The organism is Paraburkholderia largidicola (assembly GCF_013426895.1).
GTDB lineage: Bacteria > Pseudomonadota > Gammaproteobacteria > Burkholderiales > Burkholderiaceae > Paraburkholderia > Paraburkholderia largidicola.
In genome coordinates this window covers 1047765-1065022 of the sequence record NZ_AP023176.1, presented here as the reverse complement: position 1 = coordinate 1065022, position 17258 = coordinate 1047765, and the positions used below count along the sequence as shown (strand labels likewise).

18 protein-coding genes are annotated in these 17258 nt (G+C 63.2%); all 18 read right to left on the bottom strand.

All coding sequences use genetic code 11. From position 1 onward, the window contains the following. Nucleotides 1-60: 60 nt before the first annotated feature. Complete coding sequence (locus tag PPGU16_RS33505) at nt 61-456, bottom strand: 2-oxoglutarate dehydrogenase (RefSeq protein ID WP_180726988.1); 396 nt, start codon at nt 454-456, stop codon at nt 61-63. 75 nt (nt 457-531) lie between these two features. Beyond that, complete coding sequence (locus PPGU16_RS33500; RefSeq protein WP_180726987.1) at nt 532-2349, bottom strand: S10 family serine carboxypeptidase-like protein; 1818 nt, start codon at nt 2347-2349, stop codon at nt 532-534. A 490-nt stretch (nt 2350-2839) separates the two neighbouring features. Then, complete coding sequence (locus PPGU16_RS33495; RefSeq protein ID WP_434064447.1) at nt 2840-3511, bottom strand: ankyrin repeat domain-containing protein; 672 nt, start codon at nt 3509-3511, stop codon at nt 2840-2842. A 16-nt stretch (nt 3512-3527) separates the two neighbouring features. After that, nucleotides 3528-4160: a c-type cytochrome gene (locus PPGU16_RS33490; protein WP_180726986.1), complete on the bottom strand. Its 633-nt coding sequence runs from the start codon at nt 4158-4160 to the stop codon at nt 3528-3530. After that, nucleotides 4160-5893, bottom strand: a complete 1734-nt coding sequence (locus PPGU16_RS33485; protein WP_180726985.1) for a pyrroloquinoline quinone-dependent dehydrogenase — start codon at nt 5891-5893, stop codon at nt 4160-4162. The genes PPGU16_RS33490 and PPGU16_RS33485 overlap by 1 nt, the downstream gene beginning before the upstream one ends. Nucleotides 5894-6330: 437 nt before the next feature. Continuing rightward, nucleotides 6331-7011, bottom strand: coding sequence for a GntR family transcriptional regulator (locus PPGU16_RS33480; protein ID WP_042308644.1), 681 nt, complete (start codon nt 7009-7011; stop codon nt 6331-6333). A 109-nt stretch (nt 7012-7120) separates the two neighbouring features. Beyond that, nucleotides 7121-7276: a hypothetical protein gene (locus PPGU16_RS33475; protein WP_224031032.1), complete on the bottom strand. Its 156-nt coding sequence runs from the start codon at nt 7274-7276 to the stop codon at nt 7121-7123. Nucleotides 7277-7316: 40 nt separating this feature from the next. Beyond that, complete coding sequence (locus PPGU16_RS33470) at nt 7317-8108, bottom strand: carboxymuconolactone decarboxylase family protein (protein WP_180726983.1); 792 nt, start codon at nt 8106-8108, stop codon at nt 7317-7319. Nucleotides 8109-8159: 51 nt separating this feature from the next. Next, the gene (locus PPGU16_RS33465) at nt 8160-8555 is read right to left on the bottom strand and encodes a cupin domain-containing protein (RefSeq protein WP_180726982.1); all 396 of its coding nucleotides are present in this window, start codon (nt 8553-8555) and stop codon (nt 8160-8162) included. Beyond that, nucleotides 8552-9472 (bottom strand): NAD(P)-dependent oxidoreductase, encoded by a 921-nt coding sequence (locus tag PPGU16_RS33460; protein WP_180726981.1) that lies wholly within the window; start codon nt 9470-9472, stop codon nt 8552-8554. Before PPGU16_RS33460 ends, PPGU16_RS33465 begins: the two co-directional genes overlap by 4 nt. Before the next feature lie 31 nt (nt 9473-9503). Continuing rightward, complete coding sequence (locus PPGU16_RS33455; RefSeq protein ID WP_180726980.1) at nt 9504-10853, bottom strand: MFS transporter; 1350 nt, start codon at nt 10851-10853, stop codon at nt 9504-9506. A 45-nt stretch (nt 10854-10898) separates the two neighbouring features. Then, nucleotides 10899-11294: a carboxymuconolactone decarboxylase family protein gene (locus PPGU16_RS33450; RefSeq protein WP_180726979.1), complete on the bottom strand. Its 396-nt coding sequence runs from the start codon at nt 11292-11294 to the stop codon at nt 10899-10901. 124 nt (nt 11295-11418) lie between these two features. Further along, nucleotides 11419-12846, bottom strand: a complete 1428-nt coding sequence (locus PPGU16_RS33445; RefSeq protein ID WP_180726978.1) for an aldehyde dehydrogenase family protein — start codon at nt 12844-12846, stop codon at nt 11419-11421. A gap of 19 nt (nt 12847-12865) precedes the next feature. Next, the gene (locus PPGU16_RS33440) at nt 12866-13753 is read right to left on the bottom strand and encodes an NAD(P)-dependent oxidoreductase (RefSeq protein WP_180726977.1); all 888 of its coding nucleotides are present in this window, start codon (nt 13751-13753) and stop codon (nt 12866-12868) included. Between the two features lie 12 nt (nt 13754-13765). Then, complete coding sequence (locus PPGU16_RS33435) at nt 13766-14092, bottom strand: NIPSNAP family protein (protein WP_035996114.1); 327 nt, start codon at nt 14090-14092, stop codon at nt 13766-13768. 44 nt (nt 14093-14136) lie between these two features. After that, nucleotides 14137-15060 carry an NAD(P)-dependent oxidoreductase gene (locus tag PPGU16_RS33430; protein WP_180726976.1) on the bottom strand — a complete coding sequence of 308 codons (924 nt, stop codon included), beginning with the start codon at nt 15058-15060 and terminating at the stop codon, nt 14137-14139. Nucleotides 15061-15090: 30 nt separating this feature from the next. Next, nucleotides 15091-16476 carry an MmgE/PrpD family protein gene (locus PPGU16_RS33425; protein WP_180726975.1) on the bottom strand — a complete coding sequence of 462 codons (1386 nt, stop codon included), beginning with the start codon at nt 16474-16476 and terminating at the stop codon, nt 15091-15093. After that, nucleotides 16466-17251 carry an SDR family oxidoreductase gene (locus tag PPGU16_RS33420; RefSeq protein WP_180726974.1) on the bottom strand — a complete coding sequence of 262 codons (786 nt, stop codon included), beginning with the start codon at nt 17249-17251 and terminating at the stop codon, nt 16466-16468. Before PPGU16_RS33420 ends, PPGU16_RS33425 begins: the two co-directional genes overlap by 11 nt. Between the last annotated feature and the right edge of the window lie 7 nt (nt 17252-17258).

The window sequence follows — 17258 nt, the reverse complement described above, 5'->3', positions numbered from 1 at the left end:
TGCGTCTCGAATGTGCAGGAACAGCCCACGCATCGACATCGATCGATGCGTGGGCTTTCTTTATTGCCCCTGTTGCTGCTGCAGATACTGCTTGACGTCATTCAACGACACGCGCCCCGAATGCGCGGTGTCGATCTGATCGAAATGCTTCGCGATAAAACCCAGGCCGCTGCTTTGCGCCTGTGCTTTCGTGATCGAGGCGCCATTGCTCAGCACCGAATTCGCGCCCATGCGCGCGTCGATGCGCTGTTGCGCCTGCTGCTGCAGTTGCGTCCCCGTGGATGGCGTAATGGGCGCCGCACGGTTGCTCGGGAAAAACGGACCGTCGACGCCATGACCGCCCTTGGGCAGCGTCACGGGCGCAACGGCCTGCGTCGCCGCATGCGCGCTGCCCGCCACGGCGCCGAGAACGATGATGATGGTAAGAACGCGCGACAACCTATCGATTGAAGACATGATCACTCGCCCTGAAAAGATGAGCTGGGAGTCCCCGCGTCGAACACCGACGAGCGGGGATCTGGTGCATTGAGCCTATTGCGTCGCCGCCTGCGCGGTGGCGGTCGGTGTGCCCGCCGGGCTTTCGTCGCGCCACGGCGCGGGCAGCGTCCACAGCGACAGCGCAAGCGGAATCGGCTGGCCGCGATAGTAGTCCACCAGATCGCTCTTCATCTTCGGACGCGCGACGTCGTCGAGATAAATCATATGCCCGCCCTGGAAGAAGTTCACCTGCAGATCCGGATTCAGGCCACGCACCGTTTGCAGACGCGCAAGCTCTTTCTCCGTCGTGAAGAACGGCGTGGCGAGATCGTGGAAGCCGTTCTCAGCGAGCACCTTCAGCTTCGGATTGAGTTTGATCGCGCCGAGCAGATCAGGCAGCGTATCGGGCAGCGGTTGACCGGCGTGCGAGAAGTCCCATGCCTCGATGATGTCGTCGTTCAGCGGCATGTACGTCGCGTTCGGCGCCGTGTAGCCCAGATAGTCCGGCATCTGCGTCGCGAGCGCTGTCGTGAACGGCTGCGAGATCAGGATGTCCGACGGGTCGCCATCCGTCTGCAGACGCGGGTCCGAATTGGGCAGCGACACGCGGCCATCGTAGCGGCCGATCGTGGAGCCCGGCAGCAGCGCCAGGCCGAATGAGTCGGTGCTGAAATAGCCTTGCAGCGCCTGCAGCGTGAGACTCGACGGCCACTCCCATGATTGCAGCGTGCGCGTCGGCGGGACCACGGGGTTGCCGAGCGCATCGGGTATGCCGAGCTGGCTCAACACCCACGTCTGCGCGTACTGCTTGAAGTGGTTGTACTGCCCCGTCGCGAAGATTTCCGATTGCAGCGCAAACAGGCCCTGGTCGATCAACGGCGGCGACACCTGGCGATAGTACGCCGCCACCTCCGCATAGCCGGGGTAGTAACCGGCGAGCGTATCGGTGTCGAGTTGCAGGCCCTCCGTGGTCAACAGAATCGCCACCGCCTCGATCGCGTCGGCGAAGTAGTTGAGAATCGACGACTGCAGAACGATACCCGTCAGCGGCACGCCCGCTGTTTCGAGCGCCAGCGCGAGCATGTCGGTGCGCGGCGTGCCGTACGATTCGCCGTAGAGATAGATCGGCGAGTCGCCGCGATTGTTCGCCGCCAGATAGCGGATGATGAAGTCGCGCATGATGTTGACGTCGGAATCGACGCCCCAGAACTGCTTGTTCGTGTATGGCAGCACTGCTTCCGACAGACCCGTGCCGGGCGGATCGATGAACACCATGTCGGTGGTGTCGATCAGGCTCTCCGCATTGTCGACGAGCGGATAGTTCGGCCAGTTGGTGAGAAGCGGATCGGGCGTCGCAACGCGCGTGGGCGCGAACGACCCGAGCCGCAGCCAGATCGACGACGAACCCGGACCGCCGTTATAGAGGAACGTCACCGGGCGCGGCTTGCCGTTCGCGCCCGGCGCCGTATAGGCAACGTACGACATCGTCGCTTCCGGATTGCCGTTCGCATCGGCTGCCGTCAGGTGGCCTGTCGTCGTCGTGTAGTTGACCGTCGTCTTGCCCGACTTCCACTGGTAATGCATGACGGCCGCTTTCTCCGCGACCTGCGAGGCGGCCAGGCCGTCGTTCGCATGCGGCGAATAGGGAACCGGATCGGTATACGGCTTGTTGGCCCCCTGCGGCTGAGCCTGCTGCTGCGCGAGCGCCTGCGGATTCGCCGCCTGGCTCAACACGCTCGTCGCCGACGAAGCAGGACTCCCATCGCCGCCTCCACATCCCGCCAGAACCAGCAACCCGAGAATCATCGCGCCTGAACCGGCTAGCCGCCCCAGACGCGGGCGGCTGCGGCTAATGCTACGGTCTGGTTTCATTTCTGTCCCTGTGATAGGTAAATTACCGCAACACAAAGGCCGCCTTCGCCGGTGAGGCGCATAGGAAACAGACAGCGGTGCAGAACTCGTCGGCACTCACAGCGGCTGACATTAAACTTTCTATTTTCTAACAGCCTTAATACAGATTTTGAGTTTTCCAGTAATTCGGATCACTAATTACATAAAGTGAACCATGCCGGTAACTTGTACTGGTTTCTTAATGCGTTCCGCTCAGGAAAGATTTGGTAATGAAGAGTGGCAGAGGAAAAATAGGAGATCGCGCGAGGCTTTGTCAAGGCGCGTTTTTACTCGTTATGCGCGGCGAATAGGATCGAAACTTGCGTTCGCATCGACTGTTTCAGTCTGAGAAAATGACGTCGAAATCATTTGCGAAATGTTTTATCTGGCATTCGATATCGGCGAATTATTATTTTCGTTTCAATACGAATGAATTTGGACAAATCCGATAAAGACACTGCCTTCGCCGCAATTAATGCGCGGACAACAGATTCGCCACCTGATTCGATTTCGTCTGTGCGGCGATATCCTTCGCCGTCATGCCGCGATTGTCTTTCAGCGATTCATCCGCGCCGCGTGCGAGCAGCAGCTTCACGGTATCCGCGCGATCGTATCCTGCGGCCCACATCAACGCGGTCAGATCGTTCTTGTAGCGGCGGTTCACGTCGATGCCCGTATCGAGCAACTGCTTCACCACTTGCGTTTCTCCCTGTCCCGCCGCGTATTCCATCGCGGTCTTGCCGACGCGATCCGTCTCCAGCGGATCGGCGCCGCGCGCGAGCAGCAACGCCGCGATGCCGTCGTAGCCGCCATATGCAGCCGCCATCAGCGGTGTCACGCCGGACGCGTTCGCATGCTTCACGTTCGCGCCGTGATCGACCATCACACGCGCTATTTCGGTGTCGCCCTTCTTGCATGCCGTGAGCAGCGCGGTGTCACCGATTCTCGTCATCGCATCGACGGCCGCGCCGCGATCGAGCGCTGCGATCACGCTGGCGCGGTCGCTGTCTTTCGCGGCTGCGAGCAGCGTGCGGTTCACTTCGCCCGCTTCTTCGGCTGCCGCAGGCAACGCAGCACCCGACCCGGCCCACAACGCGCAGGCCATCAGCAACGCAGTCGCCCCATATCGCACGGCGTGATACATGTTCGTCTCCCCGACGCTACTGCAGATTCGCGACGTAACTGGCGAGGTTGCGGATATCGTCGTCAGTCAGATTGCGCGCGACGCTGCCCATGTTGCCCGCATCGTTGGTGCGCGTGCGGGATCGGAAGTCCTGCAACTGCTTGACGATGTACTGGTAATGCTGCCCGGCCACGCGCGGTATCTCGTTCTGCCCGGTGAAGTTGCCGAGATGGCACATCGTGCAAAGCTCCGCAGCCGACTTCTTGCGCCCTGCTTCGACGGCGACGCCGTCCGCCTTGAAATCGACGGGCACGGGTTTCTGCGCGGCGAAATAGTCGGCGAGATCCTGCATGTCGTCTTTCGACAGGTTCGCCGCCATCGGCGACATGCGCGGGTCCTTGCGGCGGCCTTCCTTGAAGTCCTTCAACTGAAGGTACATATAACGCGCGGTCTGCCCGGCAAGCACGGGATACTGCGGATCGGTCGAATTGCCCATCGGGCCGTGACAGGCGACGCAGGTCTGCGCCTTCGTCTTGCCCGCTTCCGCGTCGGCGCGCGCGTCGGCAAGCGGCCATATCATGCTGCCGGAACAAAGAAAAACCGCGCAAGCGCGCGCGACGATACGCGCTGCGCGTTGCGCGGTGAGCGATGACGTCCTGGTTCGCGTCATCACGGCAATGCGAAGACGAGGACCGTGTTGCCGCGTTTGAAGTCCAGTTGCGTGTTGCCGCCCGCCGCGACGGCCACGTACTGCTTGCCGTGCACGCTATACGACACGGCCGGCGCATTCACGCCCGCGCCGCACTGGAACTCCCAGAGCTTCTTGCCCGTCCCGGCATCGAATGCACGGAACAGCCCGTTGCCTTCGCCGTTGAACACGAGGCCGCCTCCTGTGACCAGCACGCCGCCGATCAACGGCTGCGCCGTCTTGAAGTCCCACGCAACCTTGCCCGTGTCGACGTTGACGGCCGACAGCTTGCCCCATTGCTCTTCGGATGGAATCACCTTGAACGCGCCGCCTAGCCACAGCTTGCTGCCGCCGGGATACGGGGCATCCGTGACCTGATAGGTCATCGGTTGATGCAGGTTGGCCGCGTACGCGAGGCGCGTCTTCGGATCGAACGCCATCGGCGACCATTCGACGCCGCCGTTCGCGCCCGGCAGCATCCGCGCGCCTTCGGCGGTCGGCAGCGTCCACATGTTCTCCTGTGGAATCATCGCCTGCGAGAAGCGGATCAGACGGCCTGTCTCGCGATCATGCACATAGATGTGTCCCGTCTTGCCGCCATGGATCACGCCGGGAATCATCTTGCCGTTGGTGTCGCGCACGTCGATCAGGATCGGCGGACTGACGGCGTCGAGATCCCACACGTCGTGCGGCACGTACTGGTAGTGCCATTTGTATTTGCCCGTGTCGAGATCGATGGCGACGAGCGAGTCCGTATACAGGTTATCGCCCGGCCGGATCGCGCCATACAGGTCCGGCGACGGATTGCCGACCACGAAAAACACCGTATGGGTCTTGCGGTCGATAGCCGGCGTCATCCACACGCCACCGCCGAGCGTCTTGTAGAAGTCGCCGCCCTTGTCCGCGAGTTGCTTCTTCTCGGCGGCGATGTCGCGCTTCTCGTCGCGGCCCGTCGCGTCTTTGGTCGCCCATACGCCTTCCTGGCCCGTGTCGGGGATCGTATAGAAGGTCCACAGCAGTTGCCCGGAATTCGCGTCGAACGCTTTCACGAAGCCGCGTATGCCATATTCGCCGCCGTTCGTGCCGATCAGCACCTTGCCGTCCACCACCGTCGGGGCCATCGTTTCCGAGTACCCCTCGTCAGGATCGGCGATCTTGGTTTCCCACAGCACGTTGCCCGTCTTCGCGTTGAGCGCGACCAGTTTCGCGTCGAGCGTGCCCATGAACAGCCGGTCGCCGGAAATCGCCACGCCGCGATTGTTGGGCCCGCAACAGAACGTCGTGACGGGTCCCATCTTGTGCTTGTAATGCCAGAACTCCTTGCCCGTGACGGCATCGACGGCATAGACATGATTGAACGAGGTCGTGATGAACATCACGCCATTCGATACGATCGGCGCCGTTTCCATCGATTCGTTGACAGCCGTCTGAAAGATGAACACGGGCCTGAGCTTCGCCACGTTGGTCCGGTTGATCTGCGTGCCCGGATAGAAGCGCGTCTGGGCGTACGATCCGTTCGAATGCAACCAGTCGGAGGTGTTGCCGGCGGCGCTGTCGAGCTGCGCCTGACTGACGGGTCCGAACGTCGACGGCATCGGCGCCGCGGTGGTGGTGGAGGTGTTCTGCACTTCGTCGGCAGCACGCAAGGCGGGCGATGCGAGCGCAACGAACAGCAAGGGAACGACGACGGCAAGGTACCGCGGGGATGGTGTCATGAGCGTCTCCTCGGCTTTTTATCGTTCGAGACTGCGAGCGCTGGAGTGCAGCATCCGTCCCTGCGTCGTCGACGCGTGGACGGGCACAGTCGCGCAACCCCTCTCAAACAACAAAAGCTTTGAATTGGAACCGTTGATTGCTTCGTCGGGACGGGTCGGCTGCGCAGATTCGGCGAGTACAGCTTCACTCTCGCCCTCAAGGCCGGCTCAATTAAGCGTAGACGAAGCGATGCCGATTTACCAGGCACGCGGCAGCGCACTCGCGCCTCGTTGCCGCGCAACTGAAGGTTGGTTCACGTATGAGGATTGATGGCCGCTCGCGCCGCTACGGCGAACGGACGGGCGTAGCGCCGCATTGAGAACGTGCTTGTGGACGCAAGCTTTGTGCGTTGCATCGAAGCGATGCGAAGCCGGCATCCGGCCTCGCACCGGAAGGCTCAGGCCTGCGCGTCGTCGCTCTCGCCGAGCATGCGCATGGCGGCTTTCTCCGCGTTCGCCACGTGCAGGCGCGCGAGCGCCTGGGCTTCGTCGGCATCGCGTGCCTTGAGCGCCTTGTAGAGCTTGTCGATTTCGCGCAGGCTGCTCGGCAGCCGGTCGGGATGCATCAGCGACGTGGCGCGCAGCAGATTCACCCGCGAATACAGGCTATTCAGAACCTCCTTAACCAGCGCATTACCGCAGTTGTCGAGCAGCACTTCGTAGAGCGCGGTCTTGGCCTTGAGCACGCCCGCCTGGTCCTGCGCGGTCGCCTGCGTGCGCAGTTCCTTCGCGGCCTCGCCGAACTGCGCAATGGCGGCGTCGCTGGCGAGCCTTGCGAACTCGTGCGCCGCGAAGCCTTCCAGCAGCCCGCGCAACGCGTATAGTTCGCTCGCTTCCTGCTGCGAGATCACGGCGACGATCGGGCCCTTGTGCGGCACGCTGCGCACGAGCTTCTCCGCTTCGAGCTTGCGCAGCGCTTCGCGTACCGAGGTACGGCTCACGCCGAGCGACTCGCACAGTTCGCGCTCGATCAGACGCGCGCCCGGCGCAAAGCGCCCGCTCATGATGGCCTGCCGCAGCACGTTTTCGACCTGATGACGCAGCGTCTCAGGTCGGACCAACCCGATATCAGTCGACATTATTGTCTTCCCGTCCGACAAAGTTACAGTCGCTATGATACTTCACTGGCTGCTGTTTTCCGTCCCCCGTTACGCATAAAACGCGTTCATTGTTGCGTGATGGCGCGTGTCAGTTGTAGCCGAGAATCGCCACGGCCCGAACATGCGCGTGGTCCGTGCCGTTCGCCGCGAGCCGCGCGAGCGGCAGCGCCTGCAATGCGCGGAATGTCGAATGCGCCTCGGGCCCGCGCGCCTCGGCGTTTCGAGGCGGGCGCGCGGAACGCATGCTGTGCTCATTCCACGCGTTGGGATTCAACATCGCGCGGTCATGCATCGACGGCCACCCGCTGCTTTTCCAGCGCCGCTTCGAGCAGCGGCGCGCCGAGTTCGGCGCCGTGAATGCCCGTCGTGCTGACGATCTCCAGCAGTTCCATCAGTTCGTCCGCCGTCGCGCCGTAGCGCAACGCGTTGCGCATGTGCAGCTTGAGGCCGGGCACATACAGATGCGTGGACGACGCATCGAACGCGCAATACATGAACTCCTTGATCTTCGGACTCAGCACGCCTGTGCGCCAAGGTACCGAAGAAAACTCGACGTACGCTTCGAACAGATCGGGATCGAGTTCGAGCAGCCCTTCCCATGTCGGGTGCCAGTAGCCGCGATTCTTCTCGAACGCCTCCTTCAATGCGCGGCGGCGTTCGTCGAGCGGCACGGGTCCCACACGCAAGCCTTCTTCTTCGAGCACTTCGAGCAGCACGGGCACGCCGACATTGCTCGTGTGAATGCCGATCGTGCTGATCAGCTCGAGCACTTCCATCAGTTCCTCGCGCGTCGCGCCGAACCCGAGCGCGCGCTCGATATGATGCGCGACGCCCGGCCCGTACAACTGCGTCGCGCAGGCATCGGCGGCGAGCGCGATGAACGCGCGCGTCTTGTCGTCGAGAAGGTTTCGGCGCTGCGGCACGGCGGAGAACTGCACATACGCATCGACAAAGCCCGCGTCGAGACGCAGCATGCTGTCCCATGCGGCATTCCAGACACCGTGCACGCGCACGAAATCGTCCTTGATCTGCTGCGGCTCGCGATGCGCGCGCGCCGGCTGCTCTCCCTGCTTCATTCGCTCGCTCCTTCTGATGACGACGATGCTTTCCCTGCGCGGCACGCCGCGTCAGCCCGCAACCAGCCCTTGCGGATAATCGGCTTCGGCGACTTCTTCCTGCCACGTCGCCTTGCCGATCGACGTCGCGATATGCACCATATAGCTGCCGTCGCTCGCGCCGTGCCAGTGCCGCTCGTTCGGCCCGATGAACACGATGTCGCCCTGGCGGATCTCCTGCGGCGCCTCGCCCTCCTTGCAAATCCAGCCCTTGCCTGCCGTCACCTGCAGCACCTGGCCCTGCTCGTGCGTATGCCAGTAGGTGCGGCCGCGCGGCGCGAAGAACACCGTGTTGATGGTGACGCCATCCGTCGGCGGCATCACGGGGTCGGCCCACACCGTGCCCGAGAACGTCTCGCCGCGCAGTTCCGACATTTTCCCTTCCGCCCTGCCGTGAAATACCTTCATGCCTGCTTCTCCTCTTTGCGAATCTTCCCGTCGTACAGACGCACGCCGCCCGATACATCGCCGATCGCATCGACCACGCGATTGCTGATCACGTCGCCATAACCGAGCGCCGTGCCGAGGCCAAAGCTCGCGAGCGGCCCCGCTGCGTTCAGCGACACCACGCCCAGTTCGCGCGCGCGATCGACATACAGCACGACGTCCTTCGTCATCAGCTTGCCCGTCAGTCCGCCTTCCAGATAGTCACCGTCGACGATCTTCGGAAAGCGGTTCAGCGTGGCGAAGTTGACGCCGCTGCTGCTGTTGAGCACGTCGAGTAGCAGATGCAGGTCGAGCCCGGCCTTCTTGCCCGCCACCATGACCTCTGCGCTCGCCGCAAGGCTCACCGCGTTGAGGAAGTTGTTCAGCAGCTTGGTGGTATGGCCCGCGCCGCTCTCGCCCATATGCGCGACCTTCGAGCTGATCGGCGCGAATGCCCACTTGAGCGCATCGACCGCGCTCGCGTCGCCACCGACCATCAGCGTCAACGTGCCTTTCTCCGCCGCCGCCGCGCCGCCTGAAATGCCCGCATCGACATACTGCACGCCGGACTGGGTGAAGCGCCGCGCGAGCCGTATCGTCGAGCTCGCAGCGGCCGTGCTCAGGTCGACGACGATCTGTCCAGCACGGCAATGCGCGAGCACACCACCTTCGCCTTCGACCACGGCCTCGACGACCTTGCTGTCCGGCAACGACATCATCACGACGTCGGCGAACTTCATCACGTCCGCGATGGAAGCCGCGGCCTGCGCGCCCGCCGCCTTGACGCGCTCGGGCGCGGTGTCGTAACCGAGCACCGCAATGCCCGCATCGACGAGACGCCGCGCCATGCGGCCGCCCATGTTGCCGAGACCGATGAATCCGATCCGTTCCTTGTTCATTTGCGCTAGTCCCTTGCAGTCAGATAATTCGTCAGAAGTCGACGTCCTTCGTTTCCGGTCCCATCATCGCGCCGACCGCGCCGATCAGTCCGCCGATGCACAGCAGCACCACGGACGTCATCCGCAACGGCATGAATGCGCCGAGCCAGTTCATATAGAACGCGTAGAACGACGGGATGATCACCGAGAGGCTGAAGCCGACGCCGAAGCCCGTGGCGCGCACGTCGGTGACGAAGCGTTCGTTGATGTACGTGACGATCACGCCCCACGGCGACGTGACGAGCACGGCGAGCACGCAGACCAGCGCGATGATGGTCGGCAGGGACAATCCGTCGTTGTTCGCGAGCACATACAGCAGCCCTGCGCCGACCGTCGCGATCAGCGGGCCGACGATCACGAAGAAACGCCGCCGCCCGATCGCCTGCGCAATCAGCCCGGAACCGATGTAGCTGAAGAACAGCACGAAGTACGTGATCATCAGCGTGGACGTCATCTGGAAGCCCGTCAGATGCAGCGTCTTGACGAGCAGGCCCGTCGGCAGGTAGATCGTGATGATGTTCTGCGTCAGCCAGAAGCCCGTCATCATGACCAGCACCTGAAGCAGGTTACGTCCGCTCTTGCCGCGCAGCAGGTCGGTGAGCGGCAGCTTTTCCGGCTGGTTGCCTTTGTCGGCGGCTTCGCTCTTCCAGATTTCCGATTCGGCGACCTTGTGCACGTAGTACAGCGCGAGAATGCCCGCGAGCACGGCGCCCAGCACGAACGGAATGCGCCAGCCCCATTGCGCGTACGGCGAGTTCATGCCGTTCAGCGGAAAGAGCGCGAACATCAGCATCGCGACGAGATTGATCGACACGTACGCGGCCGGAAAGCCCGCGATGATGAAACCGCCGACAAACCCGCGCTGCTCTTTCTTCGAATACTCGATGGCGAGCGGCATCGCACCCGTGTAGCCGCCGCCCAGAAAGATCCCGTCGACGAAGCGCAGCAGCACCAGTGCCCAGTACGACGCGATGCCGATGCTCTCGTAGCCCGGCAGCAGCGCGATCAGCAGCGTGACCACGCCGAAGCCCGACACCGACCAGATCGACGCCTTGCGGCGCCCGATGCGGTCCGCGATCATGCCGAACAGCAGCGCGCCGATGGGACGCCCGAGCAGCGTCGTGATGAACACCAGCGAGGCCAGAATCGTCTCCATGCCGCTCGACAGATGCGGCGGCTGGAAGAACGCTAGCACCGGCGACAGCACGACGACGGGCAGGTAGATATCGAACATGTCGATGTACTCGGAGAAGAACGCGCCTTTAATGGCATTGCGTCTTTTCGTTTCTATCGACTGCTCGCCTTCGGACTGTGCGATGTCCGTTGCAGTGAGGGTCTTCATTGTTGTCTCCATGTCTTTGTCGATGGTGCGTGGTTATCTATTGCATCAAGCCGCCGAAGTCTCCGCTTCGTACGCCTTGATCGCTTCCGTCGCGACGCGGAACGCAGCCAGCGCCAGCGGCGCGCCGCAGTACACAGCCGCCTGCATCAACACCGCGCGGATCTCATCCTTCGTCACGCCGTTGCGCAGCGCGCCCTTCACGTGCACGGACAGTTCGTGATGCTGGCTCATGGCAGTGAGCATGCCGAGGTTCAGCATGCTGCGTGTCTTGAACGACAGCGTCCTGTCGCCCCAGATATCGCCCCAGCAGCTCTCGGTGACGAACTTCTGCATCGGACGGTTGAAGTCGTCGGCATTGGCCCATGACTTTTCGACATGCCCCGCGCCAAGCACTTCCTTGCGGTTCTCAAAGCCTTTTTCGAAACGTTCGTTGCTATCCATCTTGAGATCCTCTCTGTTGCTTCAACCCGTTCAGTTGCTCTGCGCGTTAAGACTGCCTGACGCGATGATTGTCCGACAATCCAAACGTGTAAAATTTTTTGGCCGTATTGGCCGTTGCTATCGGCTAAGCGCCGTAACCGACCATTGCCTTCGTTTCCAGATACTCGCGCAAGCCCGCTTCGCCCCACTCGCGGCCATTGCCCGAACGCTTGTAGCCGCCGAACGGCGCATGGAAATCGGCAGGCGGATAGTTCAGATGCACGCCGCCCGCGCGCAATGCACGTCCCACCTTGCGGGCACGCGCGATATCCGCTGATTGCACGTATGCAGCGAGACCGTAGTCCGTGCCGTTGGCAATCGCGATGGCGTCCGCTTCGCTGTCGTACGGAATCATCGACAGCACCGGCCCGAAGATTTCCTCGCGCGCTATCGTCATGTCGGGCGTGACGTCGGCGAAGACCGTCGGCTTTGCGTAATAACCTTTATCGATGCCCTCGGGCAAGCCCGGGCCGCCCGTCACGAGCCGCGCGCCTTCGTCGATGCCCTTCTGGATCAGCGCCTGCACGCGTTCGAACTGGTTGCGGTTGACGAGCGGGCCGAGTTGCGTCGAAGCGTCATCCGTCGGTCCGACGCGATACAGTTCCGCCGCGCGCTTCGCAATCTGCGCGGCGTCGTTCATCAGATGACGCGGCACCAGCATGCGCGTCGGAATCGAGCACGACTGGCCGGAGTTCACGAAGCATGCCGCGACGCCACGCTTGACGGCCTCTTCGAGATCGACATCGTCGAGCAGGATGTTCGCGGACTTGCCGCCCAGTTCCTGCGCGACGCGTTTGACGCTCGGCGCGGCCGACTGCGCGACCAGCACGCCCGCGCGCGTCGAGCCCGTGAACGACACCATGTCGATATCCGGATGGCTCGCAATTGCCTCGCCGACACCCGGACCATCGCCATTCACGAGATTGAACACGCCGGCAGGCACTTGCGCTTCATCGAGCACTTCCGTGAAGAGCAGCGCGCTCAGCGGCGAATACTCGCTCGGCTTGAGCACCATCGTGCAACCGGCTGCAAGCGCGGGCGCGATCTTGACGACGATCTGGTTGACGGGCCAGTTCCACGGCGTAATCAGACCGCACACGCCGATTGCCTCGAGCACGACGCGCGTGCTGCCGCGCTGCTCTTCGAATTCGAAGCGTTCCAGCACGTCGATCAACGCATTCAGATGCGCGGGGCCGCGCGCCGCCTGGCCGTTGCGCGCGAACGTGACGGGCGCACCCATCTCGCGGCGCATCGCTTCGGCGAACTCGTCGTAGCGGCGTTCGTAGATCTGCAGCACGCGCCGCAACAACGCGACGCGTTCCGCGACGCTCGTCGCGGACCACGCGGGAAACGCGCGGCGCGCGGCAGCGACCGCGCGGTCGACATCTGCCGCATTGCCGAGCGCGAGCCGCTCGAACGGTGCTTCCGTGGCTGGATCGACGATGTCGAACCAGCGGGCGGATGCCGGTTCGACCCAGCGTCCGTCGATATAAAACTGCGCTGCATGTGACATGGCAGGTTCCTGTCCAGAATCAAGACGCATCGCGATCGAGCAGGCGATACATTTCAGTGTGGTCGGTGGCGGGCGTCGAACGTTGCGCGGCTTCGCCCCACACGGCCGTGACCGTGTCGCCGAGCGTCATCGGATAGCCGACCGACTGCGCGAGCGCATGGGCGATCTTCAGGTCCTTGTTCATCAATTGCAGTGCGAAGCCGGACGCGAACGTGCCGCTCAGCATGAACTGCTTGACCTTGTTTTCCGATGTATTGCTGCGGCCCGACGACGCGTTCAGCACGTCCGTCATCACGTCCGGCTCGATGCCGAAACGTTGTGCGACGAGCAGCGCCTCGACGGTCGCCGCGAGTCCCGCCGCCGACACATAGTTGTTCAGCGCCTTCGCCGCATGACCCGATCCCGCGCCGCCGATATGCAGAATGCTCTTGCCCATCGCTTCGAGCACGGGCTGGCACTGCGCGAGCACTTCCTCGCGACCGCCGACGAGAATCGCCAGCGTGCCTTCCTTCGCTTTCTTCACGCCGCCGGATACGGGCGCGTCCAGATACGCGAGGCCGCGTTCTTCGAGCATCGCGCCGAGCTTGCGCGAACGTTCCGGCTCCGACGAACTCATGTCGATCACGACGGCGCCTTTCGCGAGCCGACTCGCCCAACCATCACGACCGCCGCCGAGCAGCACGCTTTCGACGATGGCCGAATTCGGCAGCATCGTGATCAATACGTCGAGCGACGCGGCATTGTCGCGTGTCAAACGCTGCGCGCCCGCTTGCGCGGCGAGCGTGTCGGCGCGCGCGGCGTCCGCGTCGTCGATGTAAAGCGCGAAGCCCGCGTTGGTGAGGCATTGCACCATCGGCGCGCCCATCATGCCGAGCCCGATGAAACCGATGCGTTTCCTGTCTGTCATGACGTCCGTCTCCTAGCGCAGCGCGGAGAACGAGGTCGGCGTGAGGAAGTGATTCTCGATGCGCTCGACAATCGGCCGCTGCGCTTCCGTCGCGGCGCGCGTCGCGATCCAGTCGGCGTCGGCCTGAAACGCGTTCCACTTCTGCTCGCGCTCGGCGAGGCTTTCCCATTGGATCATGTAGGTGAGCGCGTGATTGCTCGGGCCGATCAGCGTGGTCCAGAAACCGATCTGCTGGATGCCGTACTTCTCGAAGAATCCAAGCGTGTGCGTCGTGAAGCGGTCGAGTAAGGCGGGAAGGCGCGTCGGCGCGCAGTGATAGATACGCATTTCAACGATCATGGTGTTCTCCGTATTTTGTACTGTGCTTTCGGTTCGGTATTGCTTCAATCTTCAAGGCCGTCGACCGACGACCAGCGTTCGACGTATTTGACGAGTTCCGTCATATCGCGCGCGGCGCCGTCCTGCATGGCGGCGTAGTTCCACATCTGGCGCGCGACGCTGCCCACCCACATCGGCACGCCGAGCGCCTGGCATTCGTCGACGGCAAGACCGATGTCCTTGCAGACGCTGCCGACGGGAAAGCCGAAATCGAAGGTGCCGGGCAGCACGTGCTTCGGAAACTTGTCGAGCGTCGCGCCGTTCTTGCCGCTGCCCGCATTGATCACCGACATCATCACTTCCGGGTCCAGACCGCCGCGCATGCCCGCAACGAACGCCTCGGACGTGATCGCGAACGCCGTCGACGACAGCATGTTGTTCAGCAGCTTCAGCAATTGCCCTTGCCCCGCCTTGTCGCCGACGACGAACGTTTTGCCCAGCACGTCGAACAGGCCGCGCACCTCTTCGAGCGCGACGGGGCTGCCCGCCGCCATGATCGCGAGCGTGCCCTTCTTCGCGCCCGCCGCGCCGCCGCTGACGGGTGCATCGACGGTTTCGATTCCTTTTGCGAGCAGCCCTTCGGCCACTTCCTTTTCGATGCGCGAGCCGACCGTGGACAGATCGACCAGCACCTTGATCGCGCTGCCGTCGATCAGGCCACCTTCGCCGAGCGCGACCTGTTTGAAGATCGCGGGCGTGGGCAGGCTCGTGAACACGATGCGCGCGCGGTCGGCCACGTCGCGCACCGACGCCGCGACTTGAGCGCCCGCCGCCTTGAGTTCCGCGACGGCAGCTTCATCGCGGTCGTAAACGATTACCGTATGACCCGCTTCGACCAGCCGCCGCGCCATCGGCCGACCCATCGTGCCGACGCCGACGAATCCGAGCGACGGACCGTGCTGCTGATTTGATGCCTGACTACTCGACATGACAATCCTCGTGAATGAAAAAATTCCGGCTCAATCCGAACCATGAGCGCGCGCGAGACCCATCACCGCGGCCGCGTTTTGTTCGGTCTCGAACTTCCACAATCTGTCGATCAACGCTTGCGCATCGACGCCCGAACGCGAATACGCGGCCAGTTGGTGCAGTTTGTCCGCCAGTTCGACGTTGGCGAGCGGCGCCGCGAGGCTGCCGCGCGCGGCATGCACGCGGTGTTCGACGCGTTCGCCCGAACGCAGCACGATCGTTACCTGCGCGGATTCGACGGGCCACGACGCGTTATCGATAAAACGCAGGCGGCTGCCGAGCGCGCGTAGCGACGGATCGGCAACGGCGGCATCAGTGAATTCATCGAGACCCGCCTCGCCGCGCGACAGCACCACGGCGACCGCATGCTGCGCGCTGACTTGCGATTCGCGGCCCGTGCGCACGCCCGGCCGGTCGGTGCGCTCGCGCAGCAGCGGATGCCCCGTCAATTCGATCTGTTCGATGTCTGCAAGCGACCAGCGCGCGTCGCGGCGCAGATCGAGGCACGCGTCGATCACCGGGTTCAGCACGACGCCGCACGGATACGGCTTATAGGTGTTCTTCAGCAGTTCCCACTCGTGCCCGAGTTCCTGCGTGAGCGCGCTCCAAACCGGCTGTGAAGCGGCCACGCGCAGAAAGCCGCGCTCGCCTTCGAGCGGCGCGTCCGGGCCGGAGAAACCGTCTTCGGCAAGCAGCGCGGACAGCAACCCATTGCGCGCCGCGTTGCCGACACTGATGCTCTTCGACATCGTGCCGAGCGTTTCGACGAGTCCGCCCGTTTGCACCGATGCGTTACCGAGCGCCCATGCGATGTGTTGCTCATCGAGTTCGAGCGCCTTCGCCACGGCGGCAGCCGCGCCGAACACGCCGCATGTCGACGTGATGTGCCAGCCGCGCTGATAGTGCTCCGGCGACACCGCGTTGCCGATCCGGCATTCCACCTCGACACCGAGCACGAACGCGAGCAGCAACGCTTCGCCGCTCATCGAACGCGATTCGGCAAGCGCGAACAGCGCGGCCGCCACGGGCGCGGTGGGATGAATGATGGTCGGGATATGCGTGTCGTCGAAGTCGTAGACGTTCGCGCTCATCGCGTTGAGCGCGGCTGCGTTCAGCATGTCCGTGCGCTCGCTGCGCCCGACGATGCTGGCGCTTTCATCCGCGCGAAAACGCTGATAGACATGGACGGCCTTGTCGAGCGTGGGATCGTTCGAGCCCGCCAACGCAACCGCGAAGTAATTGACGAGCGAGCGCTTCGCTTCGTTGCGCACGTTGGCGGGCAAGTCGCGCCACTGCGTGCCTGCGACGAAGCGCGCCAGGCTGCGGGTCAATGTGCCGCTGCGCAATGCGTTGGCATCGATGGAATCAGCCTGCAAGCCAGCCTCCTTCTATCGGCATCATCGCGCCTGTGATCTGGCTCGCGGCCGGTCCGCACAGAAACACGACCATCTCGCCGACATGCGCAGCCTCGACCAGTTCGCCCGTCGGCTGCTTGCCTTTGAGGAACTCGCGCACGGCATCGCTGCGATTCAGGCCGCTGTCGTCCATCAACGCATTGATGCGTCCGTCGATGTTCGGCGTGAGCACCGAGCCCGGACAGATCGCATTGCACGTGATGCCCTGATTCAGCGTCTCGATGGCCACCGAGCGCGTGAGCCCGAGCAGCGCCGTCTTCGTCGTGACGTAGTCGACGCGATTGGCGACCGCACGCGCGCCGTACACCGACGTCATGTTGAAGATGCGTCCCCAGCCGCGCTCGCGCATGCCGGGCAAGGTCAGCTGGATCGCGCGGAATGCGGCTGTCAGATTCACGGCGAGCGCGTTGTTCCACTGCTCCATCGGGAACGATTCGATACCGGCGAAATGCCGCACGACTGCGTTGTTGATCAGCACGTCGAGCGTCTTCACGCGTTCGCGCGCGGCGCCGATCAGCGCATCGACGCCTGCCGGAGTCGCGAGATCCGCCTGCACATAGGCGACGTTCACGTCGAACGCGGATGCCAGCTCGTCCGTGGTCTGCGTCATCTGCTGCGGCGCTTCGAGTCCGTGCAAGACGATGTCGCAGCCTGCGCCTGCGAGTGCTCGCGCCATCGCGAGACCGAGGCCGTTCGACGAACCCGTTACTAAAGCGCCTTTGCCTTTCAGCGTCATGAGTGCC